The organism is Enterobacter cloacae complex sp. IR53030 (genome assembly GCF_049238365.1).
In the GTDB taxonomy this organism is placed as follows: domain Bacteria; phylum Pseudomonadota; class Gammaproteobacteria; order Enterobacterales; family Enterobacteriaceae; genus Enterobacter; species Enterobacter kobei.
Genome location: NZ_JBMKHA010000005.1, coordinates 69,753 through 95,413, shown reverse-complemented (window position 1 = coordinate 95,413; position 25,661 = coordinate 69,753). Strand labels below are relative to the sequence as shown.

At 55.5% G+C, this 25,661-nt stretch carries 21 protein-coding genes and 1 tRNA gene; 14 read left to right on the top strand and 8 right to left on the bottom strand.

The features are described 5' to 3' along the window. Window positions 1-18 precede the first annotated feature (18 nt). A complete protein-coding gene (gene cysS / locus ACOTXR_RS07105; RefSeq protein WP_058690578.1) occupies window positions 19-1,404 on the top strand; it encodes a cysteine--tRNA ligase in 1,386 nt (461 codons plus the stop codon). Window positions 1,405-1,493: 89 nt separating this feature from the next. Here cysS and ACOTXR_RS07100 read toward each other — a convergent pair whose 3' ends face one another. From ACOTXR_RS07100 to folD, 5 genes are all read right to left on the bottom strand, one after another. Further along, entirely contained in the window at window positions 1,494-2,021 is a 528-nt protein-coding gene (locus ACOTXR_RS07100; RefSeq protein WP_045134738.1) for a metal-dependent hydrolase, read from the bottom strand. Between the two features lie 73 nt (window positions 2,022-2,094). Further along, a complete protein-coding gene (gene malI, locus ACOTXR_RS07095) occupies window positions 2,095-3,111 on the bottom strand; it encodes a Mal regulon transcriptional regulator MalI (protein ID WP_014882839.1) in 1,017 nt (338 codons plus the stop codon). Window positions 3,112-3,197: 86 nt separating this feature from the next. Next, window positions 3,198-4,697: a PTS transporter subunit EIIC gene (locus ACOTXR_RS07090; RefSeq protein WP_014882840.1), complete on the bottom strand. Its 1,500-nt coding sequence runs from the start codon at window positions 4,695-4,697 to the stop codon at window positions 3,198-3,200. A 282-nt stretch (window positions 4,698-4,979) separates the two neighbouring features. Then, window positions 4,980-5,192, bottom strand: a complete 213-nt coding sequence (gene ybcJ / locus ACOTXR_RS07085) for a ribosome-associated protein YbcJ (RefSeq protein ID WP_004143016.1) — start codon at window positions 5,190-5,192, stop codon at window positions 4,980-4,982. A 1-nt stretch (window position 5,193) separates the two neighbouring features. Next, window positions 5,194-6,060: a bifunctional methylenetetrahydrofolate dehydrogenase/methenyltetrahydrofolate cyclohydrolase FolD gene (gene folD, locus ACOTXR_RS07080; RefSeq protein WP_014882841.1), complete on the bottom strand. Its 867-nt coding sequence runs from the start codon at window positions 6,058-6,060 to the stop codon at window positions 5,194-5,196. A gap of 309 nt (window positions 6,061-6,369) precedes the next feature. On the opposite strand from folD, the gene fimA reads away from it, so the two are divergent. From fimA to sfmF, 6 genes are all read left to right on the top strand, one after another. Continuing rightward, complete coding sequence (fimA, locus tag ACOTXR_RS07075; protein WP_014882842.1) at window positions 6,370-6,933, top strand: type 1 fimbrial major subunit FimA; 564 nt, start codon at window positions 6,370-6,372, stop codon at window positions 6,931-6,933. 67 nt (window positions 6,934-7,000) lie between these two features. Continuing rightward, window positions 7,001-7,546 carry a type 1 fimbrial protein subunit FimI gene (fimI, locus tag ACOTXR_RS07070; RefSeq protein ID WP_014882843.1) on the top strand — a complete coding sequence of 182 codons (546 nt, stop codon included), beginning with the start codon at window positions 7,001-7,003 and terminating at the stop codon, window positions 7,544-7,546. 34 nt (window positions 7,547-7,580) lie between these two features. Beyond that, the gene (fimC, locus tag ACOTXR_RS07065; RefSeq protein WP_078309385.1) at window positions 7,581-8,273 is read left to right on the top strand and encodes a type 1 fimbria chaperone FimC; all 693 of its coding nucleotides are present in this window, start codon (window positions 7,581-7,583) and stop codon (window positions 8,271-8,273) included. A gap of 14 nt (window positions 8,274-8,287) precedes the next feature. Beyond that, on the top strand, window positions 8,288-10,849 hold the full coding sequence (locus ACOTXR_RS07060) for a fimbrial biogenesis usher protein (protein ID WP_078309387.1): 2,562 nt from the start codon (window positions 8,288-8,290) through the stop codon (window positions 10,847-10,849). Beyond that, a complete protein-coding gene (fimH, locus tag ACOTXR_RS07055; protein WP_101706467.1) occupies window positions 10,842-11,849 on the top strand; it encodes a type 1 fimbria D-mannose specific adhesin FimH in 1,008 nt (335 codons plus the stop codon). The genes ACOTXR_RS07060 and fimH overlap by 8 nt, the downstream gene beginning before the upstream one ends. A gap of 9 nt (window positions 11,850-11,858) precedes the next feature. Beyond that, window positions 11,859-12,380, top strand: coding sequence for a fimbria assembly protein (sfmF, locus tag ACOTXR_RS07050; protein ID WP_023332275.1), 522 nt, complete (start codon window positions 11,859-11,861; stop codon window positions 12,378-12,380). Window positions 12,381-12,431: 51 nt separating this feature from the next. Here sfmF and fimZ read toward each other — a convergent pair whose 3' ends face one another. From fimZ to ACOTXR_RS07035, 3 genes are all read right to left on the bottom strand, one after another. Beyond that, window positions 12,432-13,064, bottom strand: a complete 633-nt coding sequence (gene fimZ / locus ACOTXR_RS07045; RefSeq protein ID WP_200923838.1) for a fimbria biosynthesis transcriptional regulator FimZ — start codon at window positions 13,062-13,064, stop codon at window positions 12,432-12,434. Between the two features lie 812 nt (window positions 13,065-13,876). Next, window positions 13,877-14,593: a helix-turn-helix transcriptional regulator gene (locus ACOTXR_RS07040; protein WP_023336844.1), complete on the bottom strand. Its 717-nt coding sequence runs from the start codon at window positions 14,591-14,593 to the stop codon at window positions 13,877-13,879. 24 nt (window positions 14,594-14,617) lie between these two features. Beyond that, window positions 14,618-15,316, bottom strand: a complete 699-nt coding sequence (locus tag ACOTXR_RS07035; RefSeq protein WP_047344456.1) for an EAL domain-containing protein — start codon at window positions 15,314-15,316, stop codon at window positions 14,618-14,620. Window positions 15,317-15,594: 278 nt separating this feature from the next. On the opposite strand from ACOTXR_RS07035, the gene ACOTXR_RS07030 reads away from it, so the two are divergent. The 7 genes from ACOTXR_RS07030 (at window position 15,595) to pheP (ending at window position 25,597) form a co-directional block, all read left to right on the top strand. Continuing rightward, a tRNA-Arg gene (locus tag ACOTXR_RS07030) sits at window positions 15,595-15,671 on the top strand. A 333-nt stretch (window positions 15,672-16,004) separates the two neighbouring features. Continuing rightward, entirely contained in the window at window positions 16,005-17,021 is a 1,017-nt protein-coding gene (locus ACOTXR_RS07025; protein ID WP_014882857.1) for an iron ABC transporter substrate-binding protein, read from the top strand. Window positions 17,022-17,045: 24 nt separating this feature from the next. Beyond that, complete coding sequence (locus ACOTXR_RS07020; protein ID WP_058690615.1) at window positions 17,046-18,620, top strand: ABC transporter permease; 1,575 nt, start codon at window positions 17,046-17,048, stop codon at window positions 18,618-18,620. A 1-nt stretch (window position 18,621) separates the two neighbouring features. Beyond that, a complete protein-coding gene (locus ACOTXR_RS07015; RefSeq protein ID WP_200923839.1) occupies window positions 18,622-19,644 on the top strand; it encodes an ABC transporter ATP-binding protein in 1,023 nt (340 codons plus the stop codon). Window positions 19,645-19,821: 177 nt separating this feature from the next. Continuing rightward, entirely contained in the window at window positions 19,822-22,005 is a 2,184-nt protein-coding gene (locus tag ACOTXR_RS07010; RefSeq protein ID WP_058690613.1) for a TonB-dependent receptor, read from the top strand. A gap of 127 nt (window positions 22,006-22,132) precedes the next feature. Then, window positions 22,133-24,106: a PhoX family protein gene (locus tag ACOTXR_RS07005; protein WP_078310105.1), complete on the top strand. Its 1,974-nt coding sequence runs from the start codon at window positions 22,133-22,135 to the stop codon at window positions 24,104-24,106. Window positions 24,107-24,208: 102 nt separating this feature from the next. Then, on the top strand, window positions 24,209-25,597 hold the full coding sequence (gene pheP, locus ACOTXR_RS07000) for a phenylalanine transporter (RefSeq protein WP_058690612.1): 1,389 nt from the start codon (window positions 24,209-24,211) through the stop codon (window positions 25,595-25,597). Window positions 25,598-25,661: the final 64 nt, after the last annotated feature.

The window sequence follows — 25,661 nt, the reverse complement described above, 5'->3', positions numbered from 1 at the left end:
GTTTACATGGAATCTTCGATGTTAAAAATCTTTAATACAATGACGCGCCAAAAAGAGGAATTTAAACCTATTCATGCCGGGGAAGTCGGCATGTACGTGTGTGGTATTACCGTTTACGATCTCTGTCACATCGGCCATGGGCGCACCTTCGTTGCCTTCGACGTGGTGTCACGTTACCTGCGTTTTTTAGGCTACAGCCTGAAGTACGTCCGCAATATCACCGACATCGACGACAAAATCATCAAACGCGCGAATGAAAACGGCGAGAGTTTTGTTGCGCTGGTGGATCGCATGATTGTCGAGATGCACAAAGATTTCGACGCTTTAAACATTCAGCGTCCGGACAGCGAGCCGCGTGCAACTCACCATATTCACGAAATCATTGAGATCACCGAGAAGCTGATCGCACGCGGTCACGCCTATGTGGCGGATAACGGCGACGTGATGTTCTCCGTGCCAACGGACCCGACCTACGGTGCGCTTTCCCGTCAGGATCTGGATCAGCTGCAGGCTGGGGCCCGCGTGGACGTGGTCGACGTGAAGCGTAATCCGATGGACTTCGTGCTGTGGAAGATGTCCAAAGAGGGTGAGCCAAGCTGGCCATCTCCCTGGGGTGAAGGGCGTCCGGGCTGGCACATTGAATGTTCCGCGATGAACTGCAAACAGCTGGGCAAACACTTCGACATTCACGGCGGCGGTTCGGATCTGATGTTCCCGCACCACGAAAACGAAATTGCGCAGTCCACCTGTGCCCACGGCGGCGAGTACGTGAACTACTGGATGCACTCCGGAATGGTGATGGTTGACCGCGAGAAGATGTCAAAATCGCTGGGCAACTTCTTTACCGTGCGCGACGTGCTCAAGTATTACGATGCGGAAACCGTGCGTTACTTCCTGATGTCCGGCCACTATCGCAGCCAGCTGAACTACAGCGAAGAGAACCTGAAGCAGGCGCGTTCGGCGCTGGAACGTCTGTATACCGCGCTGCGCGGTACCGACAAGTCTGTTCCTGCCGCAGGCGGCGACGCCTTCGAAGCCCGCTTTGTTGAGGTGATGAACGACGACTTCAATACTCCGGAAGCCTACTCTGTGCTGTTCGATATGGCGCGCGAAGTGAACCGTCTGAAGTCAGAAGATATGGCGGCGGCGAATGCGCTGGCCTCTCATCTGCGTAAGCTCTCTTCCGTGCTCGGCCTGCTGGAGCAGGAGCCAGACGCCTTCCTGCAGAGCGGTGCGCAGGCGGACGACGGCGAAGTGGCGGAAATTGAAGCCTTGATCAAGGCACGTCTGGAAGCGCGTCAGGCGAAAGACTGGGCGGCGGCAGATGCGGCGCGTAACCGTCTGACCGAGATGGGGATTATTCTGGAAGACGGCCCGCAGGGCACCACCTGGCGTCGTAAGTAATTTTCCCCTTACCCTAACCCTCTCCCACAGGGAGAGGGAATTGTTAGGTTTTCTCCCTCTCCCTGTGGGAGAGGGCCGGGGTGAGGGCATCAGCGCGCACGTTTTCTCCACCACAGCAACCCCATCAGCACCACTCCCGGCAGCCAGACCCACAGCAACTCTGAAATGATCACCTGATGTCCGTACGGCGTGGTATAGCGCGACAGGGCAAACGGCGCGACTTTTATCACCTGCCACGGGGCAAAGAAGCGTTCATCTGACCACGGCCACAGCCAGCCGACCCCTTTTCCGCCGGTCGTCACGGAATCCAGCAGGCTGTGAGACAGCAGTGACACGGTCAAAAAAAGCCAGCAGCGCGTCAGAGGAGTTTTGAACCATCGTCGGCCAATCAGCACGCAAAGTATCGGCACCACAAAGGCAAACAGCAGGGAATGGGTAAAGCCGCGATGGCCGAAAACATTGCCGTAAGCGACGCCGAACTTAAACGCCAGCACGTCGGCGTCCGGCAGCATGGCGAGGACAATTCCGGCAAATAACAGGCGGGGAGGGATGACTTTACTTCCCAGGCCTAAGCCCAGGCAAAGGGGAACAGCTGCGTGAGTGATAACGGTAGGCATTGCATTTATCCATGGCAAATCATGGAAATATAGCAGGGTAATGGCGGAAAATACGCTGTGCTATATTCTGATTTTACGCCGACTCGCGTGCGATAAGCTGCCCGGAGAGGGTGATGCGTTGCGTTTGCAGATCTGGCTCTTTCAGCTTACGGATAATCAGCCCTGCCGCCTGACGCCCGGTTTCATCGCTTGCTGAGGAGACATAGGTCAACGACGGTGAGGTAAGGTTAACGTGAAGCATATCTTCAAAACCGACCAGCGCGACCTGCTGCGTAAGGAACACATCTTTACCCACCGTACGCCCCACCTGGTGAATGCCTGAGATGGAGCCGAGCATGGCATCCGGGGAGTGGCAGAGCAGGGCGGTGATGGTGTTGTTCTTCTCAAGCAACTGGCGCGTTGCCATCGCCGCCGCCTGGGTATCATCGGGGCAGGCGGGAGAATATTCGTCACGCCAGACCAGCCCGCTTTGCGTCATGGCACTGCGAAAACCGAGCAGGCGTTGCTCGCGGAGAAGACAGCCGTCGCGCCCGCCAATGTAGGCAATATTGCGATGTCCGCGCTCGATAAGATAGCGCGCGGCCAGGTTCGCGGCCTGGCGGTTATCGCGCATGACCAGGTTACATTTTTCATCCAGCAACGACTGGGAAACGACCACCAACGGCAGCGGGCAGTGGCGAATGTGTTCCGGCAGCGTTGCGGTGCGGGTGTCGGACGCCAGATAGATGACACCCGCCACGCCCTGCTGCTTAAACGAGAGCAGGGTGCGTTCAAGATGCTCACGGTCATTCAGTGGCTGACCGAGAAACACCATATAGCCTTGCTTCTCCAGCTCCTGAACAATGCTCGCCATCACCTTGATGGAAAAGCTGTCGCTGAAGTCCCGCAGGATCAGGCCAATTAAATTAGAGGTGTTGGCGCGAAGGTTGGCAGCGGCGACGTTATGAACATAGCCCAGCGTCGTGATGGCGGCGTTGACCTTCCCGATCGTTGCCTCTGAGATTTTCCCTTTCTGGCGCAGCACCAGCGAAACGGTTGAGACCGAGACGCCCGCGTGCTTTGCGACATCAATAATGCTGACTTTCTTCAAAACCGCTCCCTGAAATTAACCGATTATCAGCCAGATAAAGTAATGCGTCCCCCAGCGTACAGGAGACGCATCACGCCGGCATCTTATTATTTGCCAATCATGGTGGACATGGTCTGGGCGATAAACTGTGCTCTGGCACCGAAAATCACCTGAATACCGTTGTCGCCAACGAAGACTACGCCGCGGGCGCCGAGTCCGTTCAGGCCGTCTTTATCCACTGCCTCGCTTTTCGCCACTTCCAGACGCAGGCGGGTAATGCAGGAGCCAACGGAATCAATATTCTGCGCGCCGCCCAGCAGGCTGATAATCTCTGTGGCAAGTTCGGAATCGGACTTGTCATTTGCATTGGCAGTGACATCGGTACGACCCGGGGTTTTGACGTCGAAGCGACGGATCACGAAGCGGAACGTAAAGTAGTAAATCAGCCCCATTGGAATGCCGATGATAATGGCATTCAGGAAGTTGGTCTTGTAACCGTTAAAGGACGGCAGGATCCCAAACGACAGGTAGTCGATAAAGCCCGCCGAGAACGATTTGGCGATATGCGCATGCAACAGGTACATGGTCATGTAGGCCAGGCCCGCCATGATGGCATTAAAGACGTAGAGAATCGGCGCCACGAAGATAAAGGTAAACTCTACCGGTTCGGTGATCCCCGTCAGGAAGCAGGTGAGCGCTGCCGAGAACAGAATACCGGCCGCAATCTTTTTGTTTTTCGTGTGGGCTTCGTGATACATCGCCAGGCACGCCGCAGGCAGCGCGAACAGCATCAGCGGGAATTCACCCTGCATGAATTTACCGGCGTTCTGGTAGGTGTCGCTGCTGAAGGATTTCACCCCTTCTTCCAGCATCTTGAACCAGATGGTCTGGTCGCCATGAATCACCTGGCCTGCCTGAGTTGTGTAATCCCCAAACGAATACCAGAACGACGGATACCAGATATGGTGCAGACCGAGGGGGATTAGCGCACGCTCCACCAGGCCGAAGATAAAGGTCGAGGCCGCCTGGTTATCGCCGTTAACAATCACCGAGAGTGCGTCGATACCGGCCTGAATATGCTGCCAGACGTACGGCAGCAACAGCCCCATCAGGAACGAGAGGAACGCGGTGGCAATCGCCACGAAGCGCTTACCGGAGAAGAAGCCAAGGAACTCCGGCAGCTGCATGGTGTGGAAGCGGTTAAAACACCAGGCCGCAAGGATACCGCAGATCAGGCCGCCGAAGACGCCCATCTGCAGCGTGGGTATGCCGACCACCATGGCGTATTTCCCGCCCTGCGAGGCCATTTCCGGCGTGATGCTCAGCACGGTGCTGATGGTGATGTTGGTGACAAACACCGAGACCGCCGCAGAGAGCGCCGCAATACCGGACTCTGACGCCAGGCCCACGGCGGAGCCAATGGCGAACAGCATCGGCAGGTTGTCAAAAATCACCCCGCCCGCGTTCATCATCAGCGGCAGATGGAACTTGTCGCCGAAGGCCAGCAGCAGGCCCGCAGCGGGAAGCAGTGAAATTGGCAGCATTAAGGCGCGACCAATCATCGATAACTTAGACAGCGATTTAACAAACCCTGATATCAGACCCATGCTGATTTCCCCCGAGTAGCGCTTTTTTTGGCGCTGTTATTGTAAGTAGAACGTTTTAGTAGAACGTTCTACTTATCGTGGAGAAAGCCTGAAAAACGCGCAACTGAATTCTCACCTTTCAACAGATGAAATAGTGATTATTTGAAGTTGATCGATAATTAACCGTGATGATTGTGGGGGGATGGTGAGAGAAATTGCCGGGTGCGGCTTCGCCTTACCCGGCCTACAAATGGAGACAGTACGTAGGCCCGGTAAGCGCAGCGCCACCGGGCATCAGACGGCTCAGGCCGTAACCGTCACGCTCTGTCCTTCAAAACTCACGGTCTGGCCCGCGACAATTTTGCAGCGCTTGCGGGTTTCCACCGCGCCGTCGACTTTTACCAGTCCATCGGCAATGGCGATTTTGGCCTGCGCGCCGCTTTCGCTCCAGCCTTCCAGCTTCAGCAGATCGCACAGCTCTACGTGCGGGTGTTTACCTAATGAAAATGTCGCCATCTTACGCGTCCTCTACGTCGTGATACTCTTCGCATGCCTGCAACGTATTCTGAATCAGTGTTGCTACGGTCATTGGGCCTACGCCGCCCGGTACTGGCGTGATGTAAGAGGCGCGTGCCGCCGCATCTTCATATACCACGTCGCCGACCACTTTGCCGTTTTCCAGACGGTTAATACCGACGTCCACGACAATTGCGCCTTCTTTGATCCACTCTCCAGGAATAAAGCCCGGCTTGCCAACCGCCACGATCAGCAGATCGGCGTTCTCGACGTGGTGTCGCAGGTTTTTGGTGAAGCGGTGGGTCACGGTGGTCGTGCAGCCAGCCAGCAGCAGCTCCATGCTCATCGGGCGGCCCACGATGTTGGACGCACCGATGACAACGGCGTTAAGACCGTAAGTGTCGATGTTATAGCGCTCCAGCAGCGTCACGATACCTCGCGGGGTGCATGGGCGCAGACGCGGCGCGCGCTGGCACAGACGACCCACGTTGTACGGATGGAAACCGTCAACGTCTTTATCCGGAGCGATACGCTCCAGCACCTTCACGTTGTCGATGCCTGCTGGCAGCGGCAATTGAACCAGAATACCGTCGATCTCTTTATCGGCGTTCAGGGTGTCAATCAGTTCCAGCAGTTCCGCTTCGCTGGTGGTTTCAGGCAAATCGTAAGAGCGGGAGACGAACCCCACCTCTTCACACGCTTTGCGCTTGCTACCGACATAAATCTGCGATGCCGGGTTGCTACCAACCAGCACAACGGCGAGCCCGGGAGCGCGTTTTCCGGCAACTTTACGTGCCTTCACTTTTTCCGCGACCTCAGAGCGCACCTGCTGCGCAATCGTTTTACCGTCAATTATCTTTGCTGCCATCAGAGAGATGATTCCGTCTGTAACGTTTGAAAGGGGGGATTGCCTGTATTTTGTCAGAAGCGAGCGCCGCTGTCAGTCACCCTTTACGCGTTTTTATCAGCGAGACGCAAAAACCCTTCTTAGTGGGTGGTCAATTTCTTAGGCAGTATTAGGATGTGACCTGGCGAAATGGCAGCGTTTTGACATATTTAAAAACCTATTCCTGCGCTACTTTGTCTCCTCCGAAATAAGCTTTCAATTAATCAATTGAACGTATTTCTTATTCCCGATTTTCGCGGGAAGGGTTATTTACATTTTAAAGGAATAGACATGAAACTCAGCAACATTGCTTCTACTGTTATTGCTACACTGGCCCTGGTCGCGGGTGCCGCTCATGCTGAAGATCCAGCCACGCCGGTAACCGTAAATGGCGGTACCGTGCATTTTAAAGGTGAACTGGTTAATGCTGCTTGTTCAGTAAATACTGATTCTTCCGAGCAGACCGTTAATCTCGGTCAGTATCGTACCGCGAAATTCACCAAAGTGGGCGACACCACCTCTAATATTCCATTCAACATTGAGCTGAATGACTGCGATCCGCTGGTCGCTAAAACCGCTGCGGTTGCCTTCACCGGTCAGATCGACCCAACCGACAAAACCCTGCTGGCCGTGACGTCCGGTAACAACGACAACACCGCAAAAGGCGTGGGTATCGAGATCCTCGACAGCAAATCCAGCGTGCTGACCCCAGACGGTGCGACCTTCTCTGCCGCTCAGACGCTGATTGAAGGGACTAACACCCTGAAATTCACCGCGCGTTATAAATCAACGGCTGCGACCACCGAGCCAGGCCAGGCGAACGCTGACGCCACCTTCGTAATGAAATACGAATAATTCCCTCGCACAAGGATGTTCAGGCCTCAGGGATGAGGCCGTCATACGCAAATGCCAGGAATGAAGGATGACAAGGACTGGAACACTACTGCTGTTAACCCTTGCGATGGCTGGCCCGGCATCGGCACATACCGTGGTGATCGACGGTGGCAAAGTGCATCTTCGCGGGGAGCTGGTAAACGGCGGCTGCGCCGTGGCGCCCGACAGCCAGAATATGCGCATCGACATGGGGCAGTACCGAACCAATTCATTTTCCGGTGTGGGCAGTTTCTCAACGGTTAACGTGCCCTTCACCGTGCGACTGCTGGATTGCAGCGTGGATGTCTCGCGCACCGTAGGGATCCAGTTTCAGGGTGTTACACCAGAGGAAGATCCGCAGGTTTTTCTGGCGACATCGCGGCCAGGCGAAACACCTGTCAGCAGCGGCGTGGGACTGGCGCTTTTTGATGAACAGCAGCGTCAGATTATCCCAAATGCAACGGCCGTCAGCTGGTTGCCGGTGAATACCAGCGAGCTCGCATTTCATTTTAGCGCCCGCTATCGCGCTATTTCCGAACACCTCGTGCCAGGCAATATTCAGTCGGATGTCTGGTTTACGTTGATTTATCCATAACACCTGCGAACACATTATTAAAGGTACGGTTTTGATGAATATGCAAATTAAACCAGGACTGATGTTATCGTTTATTTTAATGATGGTTTCTACTTGCGCGAATGCTTCCGGCGGTATTGCGCTGGGGGCCACACGCGTTATTTACCCGGCTGATGCAAAGCAAACGTCGCTGGCGATCACCAACAGCAATAAACAAGAACGCTATTTAATTAACGCGTGGATCGAAAATGCAAACGGGCAGAAGGAGAAAACCTTTGCCGTCACGCCGCCGCTGTTTGTTAGCGAGCCGGACAGTGAAAACACGCTGCGTATTATTTACGCCGGGCCAGCGCTGCCCGCCGATCGCGAGTCGCTCTTTTACATGAACGTGAAGGCGATCCCGTCAGTGAACAAAGCAAAAACAGAAAACAATAACGTGCTGCAGCTGGCGATCCTTTCGCGTATCAAACTGTTTGTACGCCCGAATAATCTGGCGATGCAGCCAGAAGAGGCACTCTCTCAACTGCGTTTTGAGCGCGTTGGTAACCATCTCAAGGTCAGCAATGCGTCTCCTTACTACATCACCCTGGTCAACCTGAAGCTGGGCGGTCAGACGCTGGAGAACCTGATGGTGGCACCGAAAAACTCGGCTCAGCAGGTGCTGCCAGCCGGTGCCAGCGGTACGCTCTCATGGCAGAGCGTGAACGACTATGGTGCCATTACACCGGCGCGTAGCGTCAACCTGTGAGTAGAGACAGGGCGATGAAAAACCATCAGGGACGTTACTGCCCGGTTGCGCTGGCGCTGATGGCCACGCTCTGGCCCCAGGCTGGCTGGAGCGAAAGCTACTTCAACCCGGCCTTCTTGTCTGACGATACTGCCAGCGTGGCGGATTTGTCGCGTTTTGAACAAGGACACCAGCAGGCACCCGGCGTTTATCGCGTGGATATCTGGCGTAACGATGAGTTTATCGGCACTCAGGACGTGCGTTTTGAGCAGGCTGAGAATACGCCACCGGTGGCGGGCGGTCTGACCCCGTGCATTACGCGCGCGATGCTCGATCGCTTTGGCGTCAACGTTGCGGCGTTTCCCGAACTGGCTAACGTGCAGGGCGAAACCTGCGTTCCGTTGACCACGGCCATTCCCGGCAGCGAAACGGTATTTAACTTTGCCTCACAGCGTCTGAACGTCAGCCTGCCGCAGGTGGCGATGCAAAACAGTGCGCGCGGCTACATCCCGCCCGAACAGTGGGATGAAGGTATTCCCGCCGCCCTGGTGAACTACAGCTTCACGGGCAACCGGGGAAGCGAAGACGACAGCTACTATCTCAACCTACAGAGCGGGCTGAACTATGGTGCCTGGCGTTTACGTAACAACGGCGCATGGCGTTACACCCAGAATAACGGGCAGCGGCACAGTGAGTGGGAGAATATTGGCACCTGGGCGCAGCGCACCGTTATCCCGCTCAAAAGCGAACTGGTGCTGGGCGACAGCAATACCGGGAATGATGTTTTCGACAGCGTCGGTTTTCGCGGCGGACGACTCTATTCGTCCGACAGCATGTACCCGGACAGCCTGCAGGGCTACGCCCCGACCGTGCGCGGTATTGCCAGGACGCCAGCCAAAGTTGTGGTGCGTCAAAACGGCTACGTTATCTATCAAAGCTACGTTCAGCCTGGTGCCTTTGCCATCACCGATCTTAACCCGACCTCCTCAAGCGGTGACCTGGAGGTGACGGTGGAAGAGAAAGACGGCAGCCAGCAGCGCTACACCGTGCCGTATTCAACCGTCCCGCTGCTGCAGCGAGAAGGGCGCTGGAAATACGATCTCGTGGCGGGGGACTATCGCAGCGGTAACAGCGACCAGGATACGCCGTTCTTCACCCAGGGCACCCTGGTGACCGGTCTTGCCAACGGCTTTACCCTGTATGGCGGTACGCAGCTGGCGTCACGCTATACCGCGCTGGCCGTCGGGGCCGGGAAAAACCTCGGTGACTGGGGCGCGGTATCGGTCGATATCACTCATGCCCGCAGCCAGCTCGCGGACGACAGCAAGCACGAAGGGCAGTCGCTGCGTTTTCTTTATGCCAAATCGCTCAACGGCTTCGGCACCAACTTCCAGCTGCTGGGCTACCGCTACTCCACCAAAGGGTTTTACACCCTGGATGATGTCGCCTGGCGCTCAATGGAAGGCTATCAGTATGCCGATAATCAGGACGGTAACGATGTGCCTGACGTACAGAGTTATCACAATCTGACGTGGAACAAAAAAGGCCGCTTTCAGCTCAACGTCTCTCAGTCACTGGGGGATTACGGCTCGGTCTATATTTCCGGGAGTGAGCAAACCTACTGGGGGACGGACGAAACGAACCTCTGGTATCAGCTGGGTTACGCGGGGGGCGTGAAGGGGATCAACTATTCCGTCTCGTGGTCGTGGAACAAATCCGTCGGTATCGACGGGACTGACCGGATCGCGTCGTTCAACGTCTCCGTGCCGTTTAGCTTGTTTACCCGTCAGGGCTATCGCCGGGACAGCGCGATTGACCGCGCCTACGCCACGGCATCCGCCAGCCGAAACAGTGAGGGTGATACCAGCTGGCAAACCGGCGTCAGCGGCACGCTGCTGGAGGACCGCAACCTGAACTACAGCGTGACCCAGGGACACGCCAGCACCAACGGCTCAAGCGGAAGCGCCAGCGCCAACTGGCAGGCAACCTACGGCACGCTGGGGGTGGGCTACAACTATTCCCGCGATCAGCACGATTTCAACTGGCAGCTCTCCGGCGGGGTGGTCGGCCATGCTGATGGCGTGACCTTTAGCCAGCCGCTGGGCGACACCAACGTGCTGATCAAAGCCCCGGGGGCATCAGGCGTCAGCGTGGAAAACCAGACCGGCGTGAAGACCGACTGGCGCGGCTATGCGGTGATGCCGTATGCCACCGTCTATCGCTATAACCGCGTGGCGCTGGATACCAATACCATGAGCAACAACACCGATATTGAAAATAACGTGAGCAGCGTGGTGCCGACCAAAGGCGCACTGGTGCGCGCCAGCTTTGACACCCGTATTGGCGTGCGTGCCCTGCTGACCGTCACACGTGGTAACCAGCCCGTGCCGTTCGGCGCCGTGGTGCGTGAAACCCAGAGTGGCGTGACCAGCATGGTGGGGGATGACGGGCAAATTTACCTGAGTGGGCTGCCGCTCGAAGGCGAACTGCTGATCCAGTGGGGGAACGGGGCACAGTCCCAGTGCCGTGCGCCTTACAGCTTGCCTGAAAAGAGCCTGCAACAGGCAATCACACTTAAGGGGATCCGCTGTGATTAAAATCCACATTTTTGCTTTATCACTTCTGGCTTTACTGCCCGCGTCACACGCACTGGCGACCGTGTGCGTCAACGAAAATGGCGTGCCGACAGAGGTGTACTACGACCTGACGGATAAATTCAACAGCTCGAATAACCAGGTGGGTCAGATTGTGACCCTCAGCGAAAAATCGCAATGGGTGGGGGTGAATGCCGTCTGCCCGAAGGGCACGACCGGCAATACCACCAGACGCAGCTACGTCACGGATTACCCGATCACCGGGACCAGCGATCGCTACCAGTATCTGAAGCTTAACGACTATCTGGATGGGGCCATGAAAATCACGGACAGCTATGCTGGCGAGTTTTACCCCCCGCAAAACTATATCCAGATGGGGAGCCATCCGAACGTCTCAAAAAACAAACCGTTTGGCGTTAAGGATTCCAACCTGGTTTTCCGTCTTAAGGTGACCCGGCGTTTTATCAACATGGTGGTGATCCCGCGTGCCACGATGTTCCGTGTTTACGTGACTACGACCGCCTCTGACCCGTTAACCACACCGGTCTATACCATCAGCTACAGCGGAACCATTCAGGTACCGCAAAGCTGCGCAATCAATGCCGGTAATGTGGTTGAGTTTGATTTCGGGGACATTGGCGCCTCCTTGTTCAGCAAAGCGGGCGCGGGTAACAAGCCGGAAGGGGTTTCATCGCAGAGTAAAACCATCGCGATTAAATGCACTAACGTCGAGGCGAATGCCATGCTGACGATGCGCGTTGAGGCTGAAAAGGTCTCCAGTAATGCACTGGTATCGGATAACCCGGATGTGGGGTTCATCATTGCCAACGAGAGTGGTACGCCGTTAACGCCTAACAACCTGACGAGCAAAATTCCGTTCCGTCTGGACGACAGCGCGCAGGAGCAGGTGGGGATCCGGGTCTGGCCAGTGAGCGTGACGGGCAATAAGCCCGCGGAAGGGCGCTTTACCTCGCGCGGGTATTTGCGTGTGGATTACGACTAAGGAGCCGATATGCGAAACGGGATCCGTTTTATCACCGTAGCGATCTTTGCGCTTTGCACACAGGCTCAGGCGGAAACCGCGTTGGGCGAAATTAACATTCAGCTCTACGGCAATATCGTCGATTTTACCTGCGTGGCCGAGGGGAACGACAGTGACAAAACCGTCACGCTGGGCACCTGGCCCACGAAGCAGCTCAGCACTACCGGGAGCCGCACGCAGCCCATGCCTTTTACGCTGAAACTGACCGGCTGTCCGCCAGGGGCCGCGTCCATTACGTTTTCTGGTAAAGCTGACGGGAGCAACAACGGGTTGCTGGCACTGAACGACGCCAGCACGGCAAGCCGCGTCGCCGTCGAGATCAGGGATGCGGATAAATCGCGTCTGGATCTCCAGCAGGCCAGCCAGCCGGTCACGGTCGATGCGCAGGGGAATGCGACACTGTCATTTTATGCCAATTATATTGCTACTGCCGATAACCCTCAGCCCGGAAAGGCTGATGCTGATGCGACCTTCATGATTAATTATAATTAGCACTGACCGCACTCCCTGCAGCTCAGATAAACTGCAGGGAGTGAATTCAGGTTATAGCAGTTCGTGTGCTTTAGCGTAATCAATTAATTCCACGATGCTTTGCACCCCCAGCTTGGAATAAATATTGGATTTGTGCGCGCTAATGGTCTTGTTGCTTAATAGCAATTGCTCCGCAATTTCCTTATTGGACAGTCCATTCGCCAGATAACGTAATACCGTAACCTCGCGATTCGATAACGGCATATCTGCCAGCTCTCCCTTTCCCGACCCCATATGATTTATAAAATTCAGCGTCTCCGACGGGAAAAAAGAATAGCCCATCAGGATCATCTCTACGGCGTTGTAGATCTCACCCAAATCTTTTCGTTTACTGACAAAGCCGTTGGCCCCGGCGCGAATGGCACGTCCGGCGTAAAACAGTTCTGATTTAGATGATAAGAAAAGAACCTTAATGTCTTTATTTAAGTTTTTGATTCTATTAAGTAAAGCAAAGGCATCTGTGCCCGTAAGTTCAATGTCAAGGATCACCAAATCGATAGGGTGATTGCGGATGCAGTCAAGAACTTCATGGCTATCGCCAGACTTAAGCTTGACGATGATATTCTTATTTTTCTGTAGCAGGACTTCTATCGACATTCTGACGATAGGATGTTCGTCCATAATGATAACGGATGCCGGTTTCATTTTTAATGCCTCAGATTGTTAAAAGCGTTATGTAGAGTTTTGTAAAACTCTCGAAATGCCGGAAGGATATAATGAGCAGATCCCTATACCGTAGTATTTCCCTGGAAAGAGCGAAAGCATCCCTGTTTACGTAATGAAAAGAACTCTGCCTCAGCGCGGTCGTCTCATTTGGCTGGTGTTGGCAAAAAGGTTTTTCTTATTCAATTTTGATACGCATCTTATTATACAGGGTAAGTTTTTTCCGAAAACCCTGTAAATTACGTTCCGCTTATTGGTTTGTATTATCTTCTGGATCTGAATGGCCTCCTTTTTAAATTTAGCGGAATTATCCTGGTATCCCATTTACCGCATCTTTTCATCTTTATGTAATAACAAAAAATAACAGATGTCTCTTTATGTTGCAAAAATGTTAATGAAATGGCGTCTCGATTTCAGGCGGGATCTTGAGAAGAGGAGGCGAAAAAGTGCCCTCTCAGGGCCTCAGACCTTCATCTGAAAGTCCTTAAGCGATATCAACGTCGCTCCAGGATCGTACAGGAGAACGTGCTGCCAGCTTCGCTTCCCGCTCCTGGTGCGTAAAGGGAAGCTGCTTGTTTTTACATCATTATCATCTCGTTAACGCCTTCTGCATTCACTTAACGGATGGAGGAAAGTGCTGCAGTTGATTCAATCTGTGACATTTCACATGGTTCAAGGCCATAAATTAAGAATAGTTATAAAATCGACTTTATTGTTAATATTTAACATTAAATTAACATAATGGCTAAGTAAATTCTTAAAGCGCTTTAGGAAATAAGGGGTTAGGACGTAAGTTAAAACGAGCAGTCTGAGAGGTTATTAAGAAGGTGTAACAATTCCTGGCGATGGCTCAGCCCGAGCTTCATCAGGATGCAGCTGAGGCGATAGATAATGCGGCTATAGGGACGATTCTGCAGAAGGGCAATCTGTCGTAACGTCTTGCCACGGGCAAGTTCCTGCAAAATGGGCCATTCGTTGCGCGAGAACCAGTCTCTATCGGAGCCCTGAAGGGGGCGGGGTTCCATCAGGCTGTGCTGAAACCCTGCTGCGTTCATCTGACGTTCGAGCACATGAAAAGGACCTGCCGCTTTGCAGAAGAGACGCGCGTCATAATTATCAGCCCGGATCAGCAGCCACGGCGTCAGGAAGGGGGGATACAGACTATGTCTTCTTAACTGATCCAGTTGATCAATCAGCCCCGTGGAACGGCTTTCAATATCCACTACCAGACGGGCCGAGGGCCATTGGCTCTGCGCACCCAGCGCATCGTCCAGCGACGTGAAGTCGCAACAGCTGCTTAGCGGAAACTGCCCATTGAGAAAACCGGAGCGCAAAAAATTGTCCTCCGTTACCAGGATGATAAACGGGGCATCGGTTTTTCGGGGCTGGTTGATGGACTGGCTCAAAAACTCGAGTCGGTCGAAAAAGGGGGGGGCAAAAGGTGAGTGCGTAAATCCCAGTGCATCACTTCCTGTACGCCGCCGCCGGTAACGGCGCACTGTCATTCGCATGGCCTCCCTCCTGGAAATGGCGTGTTAATCCTCCGGCCATGTCCAGGACGGCCAGTAATATCCCTGGCCGAGATCGGCACCCGCCTGCAGTGCCCAGATACGATCGCGTTCAGTCTCAATACCTTCGATGAGTACGCTTCCGACCAGCTGAAAGCAAAGTGAAACCAGTTTCCTCAGTGCAGGTGTGGCGCGTAAACGCCAGAATGCGTTCTTATCGATTTTGATGCCGTTCAACGGTAATCGACAAAATAAAAACGGCTGAATGATAGTTTCGTCGATATCATCCAGCCAGATAGTGTGTCCCCGTTCCTGAAGTTGCCGCAGGTTGTTAACGACGCTCTGCTTCTGTGCGGCGGAAAGCGTCAGAAAGAGAGGGAGGTCGACAATCTCAATATTCAGCGGCGCGGTTTTCATATTGATGAGCCGCACAAAAGGCGCAGATGCTGTCAACACGGTTATCGGCAGATTAATAAAAAGATTATTGCCGTGCGGGGTATTTTTTAATGCGGCCAGCTGCGCTTCAAGCAGCGTCAAAGACGCGTCTGCCGACTGATGGCGGAAGAAGTCCTCGCTATGCCCGGTGTCGGACAAGACGCTCAGGACCTCCACGCCGACCCGGCGCCGGGCGTTGAGGGCGACGATAGGCTCCAGTTTGATGCCGACGATGTCCTGAGAAATAGACTGTAATCGGGGGGGCGTATCGAACGGGTTTTGCGCTGTCACTCCATTGTCCTGTTGTCTGTCAGCCTCCAGGCGGCCGGGATACCTCGCTCTAGTGTGACGAGCTGACGTTCAGGAAAACAGCAGGCGTTACTTAAATGCAACTAAGCCTTTTCGCAGCGCTAAATTTTAAGGTGAAACAGCGAGAAATGTTGAGAAAATAGCCGTATTTACAATCGGCTAGCGGTAATTGCCTCTGAAAGCGGAAAAGGCATTGACTCACCTGCCATTGACCGTATAATTCTTCGCGTTTCACCGCCGCGAAGTTCACTCTTCTCAGTGCGCCCTTAGCTCAGTTGGATAGAGCAACGGCCTTCTAAGCCGTAGGTCGTAGGTTCGAATCCTACAGGGCGTGCCATTTAGTTTCAGATGTTAACGCCTCTTCCTCTTCTCACTATTCCCCTTAGATCTGCAACGAGCTCTATTATTTTCCCGTTTCAGATAAATAACCGCTTAATAAATAGAAGCCTAATTAAAATCCATTCGGGCTGGTCTTAATGTTTTCTTAATCTTTAATTAATCCGTTTTTAAAATCTGGATTTTTATCACTTCACCCCCCGCAAAAAAGAAATTTTACACTTTTACGCTTAAACTGGATTGATACTAATTATCATTAGCGTTTTTGTATGCTTTAATCCTGTCCCACAACGCTATGCGTCGTTATTCCCGTTGCTCTATTAAGGATATGTTCATGAATTCTCGCCTGCTGTCCTGCTTCTCGCTTGCCTTGTTGTCATCATCGCTTTTCCTTTCCACACAATCCGTTGCCGCTGATAACAGCGAAGGCATTGTGGTATACAACGCGCAGCATGAAAACCTGGTGAAGTCGTGGGTTGACGGTTTTACCAAAGAGACCGGCATTAAGGTCACGCTGCGTAACGGCGATGACAGCGAGCTGGGTAACCAGCTGGTTCAGGAAGGCAGCGCATCACCTGCAGACGTATTTCTGACGGAAAACTCGCCGTCCATGGTACTGGTGGATAACGCTAACCTGTTTGCCCCGCTGGATGCAGACACCCTGAAGCAGGTACCGGCAGAGTACCGCCCGGCGCATGGCCGCTGGATCGGCATTGCCGCCCGCAGCACCGTATTCGTCTATAACCCGGCAAAACTGAGCGAACAGCAGCTGCCTAAGTCGCTGATGGATCTGGCCAAACCCGAGTGGAAAGGCCGCTGGGCGGCATCACCGTCAGGCGCGGATTTCCAGGCCATCGTGAGCGCAATGCTGGCGCTTAAAGGCGAAAAAGCCACGCTGGAATGGCTGAAGGCGATGAAAGCGAATTTCGTGGCCTATAAAGGCAACAGCACCGTGATGAAAGCCGTCAACGCCGGCCAGATTGATGGCGGGGTGATTTATCACTACTACCGTTTTGTCGATCAGTCCAAAACGGGTGAGAACAGCAAAAACACCAAACTCTACTACTTCAAACACCAGGATCCGGGCGCGTTCGTCAGCCTTTCCGGTGGTGGCGTTCTGGCGTCCAGCAAACACAAAGCCCAGGCCCAGGCGTTCATCAAATACATTACCGGTAAAGAGGGCCAGGAAAGCCTACGCACCAACAATGCCTTTGAATATGCGGTGGGCGTGAACGCGGCCTCTAACCCGAAACTGGTCCCGCTGAACGATCTGGATGCACCGAAAGTTGAACCTTCAACGCTCAACAGTAAAAAAGTTATCGAGCTGATGACGCAAGCCGGTCTGCTGTGATCCTGAGAGTGAAGTGAAGGTCTTATGTCTGGTCTGAGTCTCGACCTCGGCAAAAACAGCGTGCGGGAGCCTGGCCGCAGGCGTCCTGCACTGCCGATGGTAGCGTTAGCTGTCCTTTTTTCTTTACTGGCACTTCTGCCCCTGGGTTTTATCATTGCCATAGGCGTTGAGACGGGCTGGGAAACGATTAGGGCGCTGGTATTTCGCCCACGTGTTGCTGAACTGCTCAGTAACACGCTGTGGCTGACGGCGCTGGCGGTACCGCTGTGTATCGTGACGGGCGTGGCGATCGCCTGGCTCACGGAGCGCACGCAGCTTGCCGGGCGAGGGATCTGGTCCGCGCTGGCGGTCGCCCCACTGGCGATCCCCGCGTTTGTGCAAAGCTATGCCTGGGTGAGCGTGGTTCCCTCGATGCATGGCCTTTCCGCGGGCGTGTTCCTCTCCGTTTTAGCTTACTATCCGTTTATTTATATGCCGGTTGCGGCGGTGCTGCGTCGTCTTGACCCGACGCTGGAAGATGTGGCCGCCTCGCTCGGCACCCCGCCGTGGCGGGTCTTTTTCCGCGTGGTGCTGCCGCAGCTAAAACTGGCTATCTGCGGCGGCGCGCTGCTGGTGGCGCTGCACCTGCTGGCGGAATACGGTCTGTACGTGATGATCCGTTTTGATACCTTCACAACGGCCATCTATGACCAGTTTCAGTCCACCTTCAGCGGCCCGGCAGCGAACATGCTGGCGGGCGTATTGGCCTTATGCTGCCTGGCGATCTTAGTGCTGGAAGGCGTGACGCGCGGGAAAGCGCGCTATGCACGCATTGGCGCTGGCGCGGCACGTGAACAGAAACGCTGGCCGCTGAAGCCTGCGGCGGCTGCGCTGGGACAGCTGTTTTTCCTCGCGCTGGTCATGCTGGCGCTGGGCGTGCCGCTTATTGTCCTGTGCCGCTGGATTTGGCTCGGCGGCGTGCAAAACTGGATGAACGCCGATCTCTGGCACTCCCTGCGCCAGACGCTGATGCTCGGCGTGGGCGGAGCGCTCCTGACGACGGCGTGCGTCATCCCCATCGCGTGGCTTGGGATCCGCTACCCGCACCGTATTTTCCGGATGCTGGAAGGGTGCATCTACATCACCAGTTCGCTGCCGGGCATTGTCACCGCGCTGGCGCTGGTCACGGTCACTATTCATTACGCTCGCCCCATTTATCAGACGGAAATCACCCTGTTCCTGGCCTATCTGCTGATGTTTATGCCCCGCGCGCTCATTAACCTGCGGGCAGGGATTGCCCAGGCGCCGGTTGAGCTGGAAAACGTGGCGCGCAGCCTGGGCAGCACGCCTGCGAAAGCGCTCTGGAGCGTTACCCTGCGGCTGGCCGCACCGGGCGCTGCGGCAGGCGCCGCGCTGGTATTCCTTGGCGTCAGCAACGAATTGACCGCCACGCTGCTGCTCTCGCCGCTGGGAACCCGCACGCTCTCCACCGGATTCTGGGCGCTGACCAGTGAAATTGATTATGTGGCCGCCGCGCCCTACGCGATGCTGATGATTCTGATCTCACTCCCGCTGACCGCCATTCTCTATATGCAGTCGAAAAAAATTGCAGGGCTATGACATGCTTGAATTAACCGCCATTTCAAAATCGTTTTCGGACGTGCAGGTGCTCGACAGCTTAAACCTGAGCGTTGCGCCGGGGAGCCACACGGCGATTGTCGGCCCCTCCGGGTCGGGGAAAACCACGCTGCTGCGTATTCTCGCCGGGTTTGAGACGCCGGATACCGGCCGCATTGTCATGCAGGGAAAAACGCTGTTTGATGAAAATCATATTGTTCCTGCTCACCTGCGCGGGATCGGTTTTGTGCCCCAGGAGGGCGCGCTGTTCCCCCATCTCAACGTGGCAGATAACATTGCCTGGGGGCTGAACGGTACCCGCCATGAGAAGCGCCAGCGCGTTGAGGTGCTGATGGAGATGGTCTCTCTCGACAGGCAGCTGGCGACGCACTGGCCCCATGAGATTTCCGGCGGACAGCAGCAGCGCGTGGCGCTTGCCCGTGCGCTGGCCCAACGTCCTTCGCTGATGCTGCTGGATGAACCGTTCTCGGCGCTGGATACCGGCTTGCGCGCCATGACGCGTAAAGCAACGGCCGATCTGCTGGCGGAAGCGGGCGTGGCCTCAATTCTGGTCACCCACGATCAGAACGAAGCGTTGTCTTTTGCCACGCAGGTTGCCGTGATGCGTTCTGGCCGCTTCACGCAGGTGGGAACGCCTTATGACGTCTATACCCGTCCCGTTGACGAAGAGACGGCGCTGTTTCTTGGCGATGCCGTGATCCTACCTGCTCAGCTCGCTGGCGGTTACGCCGTGTGTGCACTGGGCGAGGTGCCGACGGACAATCCGCATGCAACAGGAGAGGGCCGGGTAATGATGCGTCCTGAACAATTGCGCGTGACGGCATGTGCGCCTCATGAAAGCCCGGTCTCCATTCTTGATGTCGACTTCACCGGTCAGCTGTCTACGCTGACGCTGGTATTAGCCGGGCATGAACAGCCCATTATCCTCAGGACCATCAGTCAGCCGGGCTGGCACCCGGGCGCGGCGGTACGCATTGATGTGACGGGCACTGCGCGCGTTTTATAATCATAACCACCCCAAAACGGGGTGGTTGTTCCCCATCGTCCTCATTACCTCCCTTCATGAACGCGTGACGCTTGCCAATGCATAGATAATGCGTATAGTTCTCATTTGCATTGCAGTTAATACATTCTAAGGCCCGACAACGGGTCATTTTTTCGCGCACTTTCAAATGAGTTAACGATGGACAACACCAAAATACACAAAACGCTGCTGGCGCTCGCCATTGGGGCGGTGACACATTCCGTCCAGGCGGCGGATGATAAAAAAGAAGATACGCTTGTTGTGCAGGCTGCACCTGCCAGCGACTTTAAACCCGGCGGCGACCAGCTGGTACCGGCCTTTCTTGACGGGCAGGTGGCGAACGGCGGGCGCATGGGGATGCTGGGCCAGCAGAACGCCATGGACGTGCCGTTCAACATCATCAGCTACACCTCGAAGCTGGTGGAAGATCAGCAGGCGAAAACCATCGCTGACGTGGTCGCCAACGATGCGGGCGTGCAGTACGTTCAGGGATACGGTAACAGCGCGGAGACCTACCGCATTCGTGGCCTGAAGTTTGACGGCGACGACATGACGTTTGGCGGGCTGTCCGGCGTACTGCCGCGTCAGGTGGTGGATGCGCAGATGGTTGACCGTATTGAGATCTTCAAAGGCGCCAACGCGCTGATGAACGGTGCGGCAAGCTCTGGCGTGGGCGGGATGATCAATCTTGAGCCGAAACATGCGGGCGATACCCCGCAGGCAAAAGTGGGCGTGGATTACACCTCAGATTCGCAGTTTGGCACCACGCTGGATGCAGGCCGTCGCTTTGGCGACAGCGACCAGTTCGGCGCGCGCGTGAACCTGGTCCACCGTGAAGGGGAAACAGGCGTACCGAACGACCGTCGCCGCACCACGCTGCTCTCCACCGGTCTCGATTACAACGGCGACAACGTCCGCACCTCGCTGGATCTGGGCTATCAGAAGAAAACCTTCCACGGCAGCCCGACCAGCGTCAACATCTCGGCAGTGGATTTCGTGCCTGAACCGCCGAAAAACGATCGTAACTTCTCGCAGAAGTGGGCCTACAGCGACATCGAAAACGAATTTGGGATGTGGCGCAGCGAATACGACATCACCGATAACTGGACCGCCTATACCGGCCTGGGCGCGCAGCACGCGCACGAAGAAGGGATCTACAGCGCGCCGAAGCTGTTGGACAAAAGCGGCAAAGCCACGGTCAGCCGTCTGGATACTAACCGCATCAGCGATTCCGTTAGCGGCATGGCGGGCATTCGCGGGAATTTCAATACCGGCTTTGTGTCGCACAAGGTGAACGTCGGCTACTCGGCGACGACCAAAAACGAAAAAATAGCGTGGAAAATGTCTGCGACGAAGGATAACCCGACCACCAACATCTACCACAACACCGGCGTTGATATGCCGGACAGCTCCAACTTCAATGGATCAGGTGGCAAATACAGCGATCCGCTAACCAGCGGGCGCACCCGTACTCAGGGCTGGCTGCTGAGCGATACGCTGGGCGTCCTGGACGACAAGCTGCTGTTCACCGCGGGGGCGCGTCATCAGAAAGTGGTCATCCGCGGGTATAACAAAATTACCGGTGCGGAAAACGACGCGGACGGCTTCGACGGTAGCCGCTGGATGCCAACCTACGGCGTGGTTTATAAACCGTGGGAGCAGATTTCCCTTTACGCCAACCACACCGAAGCGCTGCAGCCGGGAAAAACCGCGCCGGACACCGCCACCAACTACGGCCAAAGTACCGGTATTGTTCACTCTAAACAGAATGAAATCGGCATGAAGGCAGACTTTGGACGCGTGGGCGGCTCTCTGGCGCTGTTTGAGATCAAAATGCCATCGGCGATCCTCGACGATGACAATCACTACGGCCTGGACGCTGAACAGCGTAACCGTGGCGTAGAGCTCAACGTTTTTGGCGAGCCCATGCTCGGGATGCGCCTGAACGCCAGCGCCACCTGGCTGCAGGCCGAGCTGACCAAAACCAAAAACGGCGTGAATCAAGGCAACGATGCGATTGGTGTGCCGAACTTCTATGCCGTGCTGTGGGCAGAGTACGACATCAAGCCAGTTGACGGCCTGACCGCCACCGCACGCGTGAACCACTCGGGCACGCAGTATGCCGATCTCGCGAACAGCAAAAAGCTGGACAGCTATACCACGCTGGATCTGGGCATGCGCTACCGCTTCGCGCTGAACCACAATGCAAACCAGATGACCGTGCGCGCAGGCATCGACAACGTGACCAATGAAAACTATTGGGCCAGCGTGGACGATTCCGGTACCTACATCACTCAGGGCGAACCGCGAACCTTTAAGGTCTCGGTGGGCTACGAGTTCTAAGCGTTCCACCTCGTTATCCGGGGCAGGGACGCCCCAATCCCGCCGTTATCCTGTTATAAAATTGTAACAAAAGCTTCTTACACTGTTCGCCAACTCCTTACCTCTTGGCCAATGACAGGAAGCCGCTATGGGCAGACCCCTCAAATCCGTTTTTAAAAAAGAACATCGCGACGACATCACTAACCGCAGCGCTAATCCGGTTTTCTCCGAGGTTGCAGAGGTTTTCCTCTCCCGCCGTCGTTTTCTCCAGATGGGCGCCGTGGCGGGTGCTGCCGTTTCCTTTCCCTTTTTGATCAAACCTGATAGCGCCATTGCCGCGGTATCGAAGCCGTCCGCGCTGGCAAAAGCGGTGTCGCTTGGGTTTACCAGTATTCCCGTTTCCACGGACGATACGGTGAGGGTGCCGGAAGGTTATATTGCCCGCCCGTTTTATCGCTGGGGTGACCCGACGGGCATCAAAGACCACATGCCGGCATTTAAGCCGGATGCCAGCAACACGACCGACGAACAGGCCGTGCAGGCGGGGATGCACCACGACGGTATGGCGTGGTTTAGCCTGCCGCAGGGGGAGCAAAACCCGGAACATGGTCTGCTGGCGCTGAACCATGAATACATCGATAACGGGATGCTGTTTACGGACGGTATGGCGAACTGGAACCTCGACAAAGCCCGCAAGGGGCAGAACGCGATGGGCGTGTCGGTGGTGGAAGTGAAAAAAGCGGGCAGCGACTGGGAGGTGGTTCGCCCGTCTTCTTATGCCCGCCGTATCACCGTCAATACGCCGATGCAGCTTACCGGTCCGGCACGGCATCAGGACTTAATGAAAACCGCCGCCGACCCGCAGGGGGAGCGCGTGCTGGGCACCATGCAAAACTGCGCCAACGGCCACACTCCGTGGGGCACCTACCTCACCTGCGAGGAGAACTGGTCGGATATTTTCGTGAAAAAAGCCGAACGTAATCCGCTGGAAAAGCGCTATGGCATCAGCGACAGCGACGAATCTTACCGCTGGAACGAGGTGGATGAGCGGTTTAGCGTCGATAAAACACCTAACGAGCCTAACCGGTTCGGCTGGGTGGTAGAGATTGACCCCTACGACCCGACCTCCACACCGCGCAAGCACACCGCACTTGGCCGCTTCAAGCACGAGGGGGCCGCCGTTACGCTCGCCGCCGATAATCGCGTGGTGGTCTATATGGGGGACGATCAGAAGTTTGAGTACATTTATAAATTCGTCTCTGACAAAAAATACGATCCTGCGAACCGTGAGGCCAATATGCAGCTGCTGACCTCGGGTACGCTGTATGTTGCCAGGTTCAATGAAGAGGGAAGCGGCGACTGGCTGCCGCTGATCTTCGGGCAGAATGGCCTGGATAAAAGCCACGGTTTTGAAAACCAGGGCGATCTGCTGATAAAAACCCGCCTGGCGGCTGACGTGGTGGGGGCGACGAAAATGGATCGCCCGGAGTGGATAGCCGTCGATCCGCACGCCAGCGGCAGCGTCTACTGTACGCTCACCAACAACAGCGATCGCGGGAAAGAGGGGAAAGCCCCGGTCGATGCCGCCAACCCGCGTGCTAATAACGTGTTTGGCCATATTATGCACTGGCACGAAGAGGGGGACGATCCTGCTGCCGCACGCTTTAAATGGGATATTCTGGTCATGGGCGGGCGCACAGACAGCGACGATCCGAAGGCCAAAGGCTCTATGCAGGGCGCGGCATTCGGCAGCCCGGATGGTCTGTCGTTCGATCATCAGGGTGTTCTGTGGATCCAGACCGACGTCTCTTCCAGCACGATCAACAAAAAAGCGTATGAGGGGATGGGCAATAACCAGATGGTGGCCACCATTCCGGGCAGCAATGAGTTTCGTCGTTTCCTGACGGGCCCGCGTGGGTGTGAAATCACCGGTATTGCGTTTACGCCGGACAACCGGACGCTGTTTATCAATATTCAGCATCCGGGAGAGGGCGGGGATGATATTACCGACCCGGCCAATCCGCGTGCCGTCTCTAACTGGCCAGACGCCAGCCCGAACGGACGCCCGCGTTCGTCAACGGTGGTGATCGTCAAAGCGGACGGCGGGATCATCGGGTCGTGACGTTAATCCGCCGGGCGCATGCGCTGGCCCGGCGTTAAACTTGCTACCACCAGCATGAAGTGTTAAAACGTGCCCCTTCTAAAAAAGAGACAGGGGTAGGGCGTGAAAGACGCGTCATCCGCTTCAGGCCATGGTAGCGCTGAAGCCTCGTCGGATCAGAATCCGACGCTGCAACGTGGTTTGCAAAATCGACATATTCAGTTAATTGCCCTCGGCGGCGCGATTGGTACCGGGTTGTTTCTCGGCATCGGCCCCGCCATTCAAATGGCTGGCCCTGCAGTACTGCTGGGATACGGCATCGCCGGGATTATCGCCTTCCTGATCATGCGCCAGCTCGGCGAAATGGTCGTTGAAGAGCCGGTGTCAGGCTCCTTCGCACACTTTGCTTACAAATACTGGGGCCCGTTTGCAGGCTTCCTCTCCGGCTGGAACTACTGGGTGATGTTCGTGCTGGTGGGGATGGCCGAACTGACCGCCGCAGGCATCTACATGCAGTACTGGCTCCCGGATGTCCCGACGTGGATCTGGGCGGCGGCCTTTTTCATCATCATTAATGCCGTTAACCTCGTCAATGTGCGCCTGTATGGCGAAACTGAGTTCTGGTTTGCGCTGATCAAGGTACTGGCGATTATCGGGATGATCGGCTTTGGCCTGTGGCTGCTGTTCTCCGGTCACGGCGGCGAGCGGGCAACCATTGATAACCTCTGGCAGCACGGCGGCTTTCTGGCAACCGGCTGGAAAGGACTGGTTCTCTCTCTGGCGGTGATCATGTTCTCCTTCGGCGGGCTGGAGCTGATTGGTATTACCGCTGCCGAAGCGCGCGACCCGCATAAAAGTATCCCAAAAGCGGTCAACCAGGTGGTGTACCGTATTCTGCTGTTTTACATCGGCTCGCTGGTGGTTCTGCTGGCGCTCTATCCATGGGGGGAAGTGAAATCTGACAGCAGTCCGTTCGTGATGATTTTCCACGATCTGAACAGCAATGTGGTGGCGTCGGCGCTGAACTTCGTCATTCTGGTGGCGTCGCTTTCGGTCTATAACAGTGGCGTTTACTCCAACAGCCGTATGCTGTTTGGCCTTTCCGTACAGGGGAACGCGCCGAAGTTCCTGACCCGCGTCAGCCGTCGCGGTGTGCCGATTAATTCCTTGTTCCTTTCCGGCGCGATTACGTCATTAGTGGTGCTGATCAACTACCTGCTGCCGAAAGCGGCATTTGGCCTGCTGATGGCGTTGGTTGTCGCCACGCTGCTGCTGAACTGGATCATGATCTGCCTCGCGCACCTGCGCTTCCGTGCGGCGATGCGACGCAAGGGACGCGAGACGCAGTTTAAAGCGCTGCTCTACCCGGCAGGAAACTATATCTGTATCGCGTTCCTGGGGCTGATTCTGGTGCTGATGTGCACGATGGATGAGATGCGTCTCTCAGCGATGCTGCTGCCAGTGTGGGTGGTGTTCCTGTTTATTGCGTTTAAATTATCCCGTAAAAAGTAGTACGTTTTTCGCCCGGTGGCGCTGCGCTTACCGGGCCTACATGTTCGGGGCCGTTATTATTTTG

Coding starts and splice junctions, on each gene's coding strand:
- ACOTXR_RS07020 (WP_058690615.1), top strand. CDS start 17,046: ATGTCTGGTCTGAGTCTCGACCTCGGCAAAAACAGCGTGCGGGAGCCT.
- ybcJ (WP_004143016.1), bottom strand. CDS start 5,192: ATGGCGACATTTTCATTAGGTAAACACCCGCACGTAGAGCTGTGCGAT.
- fimC (WP_078309385.1), top strand. CDS start 7,581: ATGAATATGCAAATTAAACCAGGACTGATGTTATCGTTTATTTTAATG.
- ACOTXR_RS07005 (WP_078310105.1), top strand. CDS start 22,133: ATGGGCAGACCCCTCAAATCCGTTTTTAAAAAAGAACATCGCGACGAC.
- fimI (WP_014882843.1), top strand. CDS start 7,001: ATGACAAGGACTGGAACACTACTGCTGTTAACCCTTGCGATGGCTGGC.
- cysS (WP_058690578.1), top strand. CDS start 19: ATGTTAAAAATCTTTAATACAATGACGCGCCAAAAAGAGGAATTTAAA.
- sfmF (WP_023332275.1), top strand. CDS start 11,859: ATGCGAAACGGGATCCGTTTTATCACCGTAGCGATCTTTGCGCTTTGC.
- folD (WP_014882841.1), bottom strand. CDS start 6,060: ATGGCAGCAAAGATAATTGACGGTAAAACGATTGCGCAGCAGGTGCGC.
- fimZ (WP_200923838.1), bottom strand. CDS start 13,064: ATGAAACCGGCATCCGTTATCATTATGGACGAACATCCTATCGTCAGA.
- ACOTXR_RS07100 (WP_045134738.1), bottom strand. CDS start 2,021: ATGCCTACCGTTATCACTCACGCAGCTGTTCCCCTTTGCCTGGGCTTA.
- ACOTXR_RS07015 (WP_200923839.1), top strand. CDS start 18,622: ATGCTTGAATTAACCGCCATTTCAAAATCGTTTTCGGACGTGCAGGTG.
- ACOTXR_RS07060 (WP_078309387.1), top strand. CDS start 8,288: ATGAAAAACCATCAGGGACGTTACTGCCCGGTTGCGCTGGCGCTGATG.
- ACOTXR_RS07040 (WP_023336844.1), bottom strand. CDS start 14,593: ATGCGAATGACAGTGCGCCGTTACCGGCGGCGGCGTACAGGAAGTGAT.
- ACOTXR_RS07025 (WP_014882857.1), top strand. CDS start 16,005: ATGAATTCTCGCCTGCTGTCCTGCTTCTCGCTTGCCTTGTTGTCATCA.
- fimA (WP_014882842.1), top strand. CDS start 6,370: ATGAAACTCAGCAACATTGCTTCTACTGTTATTGCTACACTGGCCCTG.
- ACOTXR_RS07010 (WP_058690613.1), top strand. CDS start 19,822: ATGGACAACACCAAAATACACAAAACGCTGCTGGCGCTCGCCATTGGG.
- ACOTXR_RS07090 (WP_014882840.1), bottom strand. CDS start 4,697: ATGGGTCTGATATCAGGGTTTGTTAAATCGCTGTCTAAGTTATCGATG.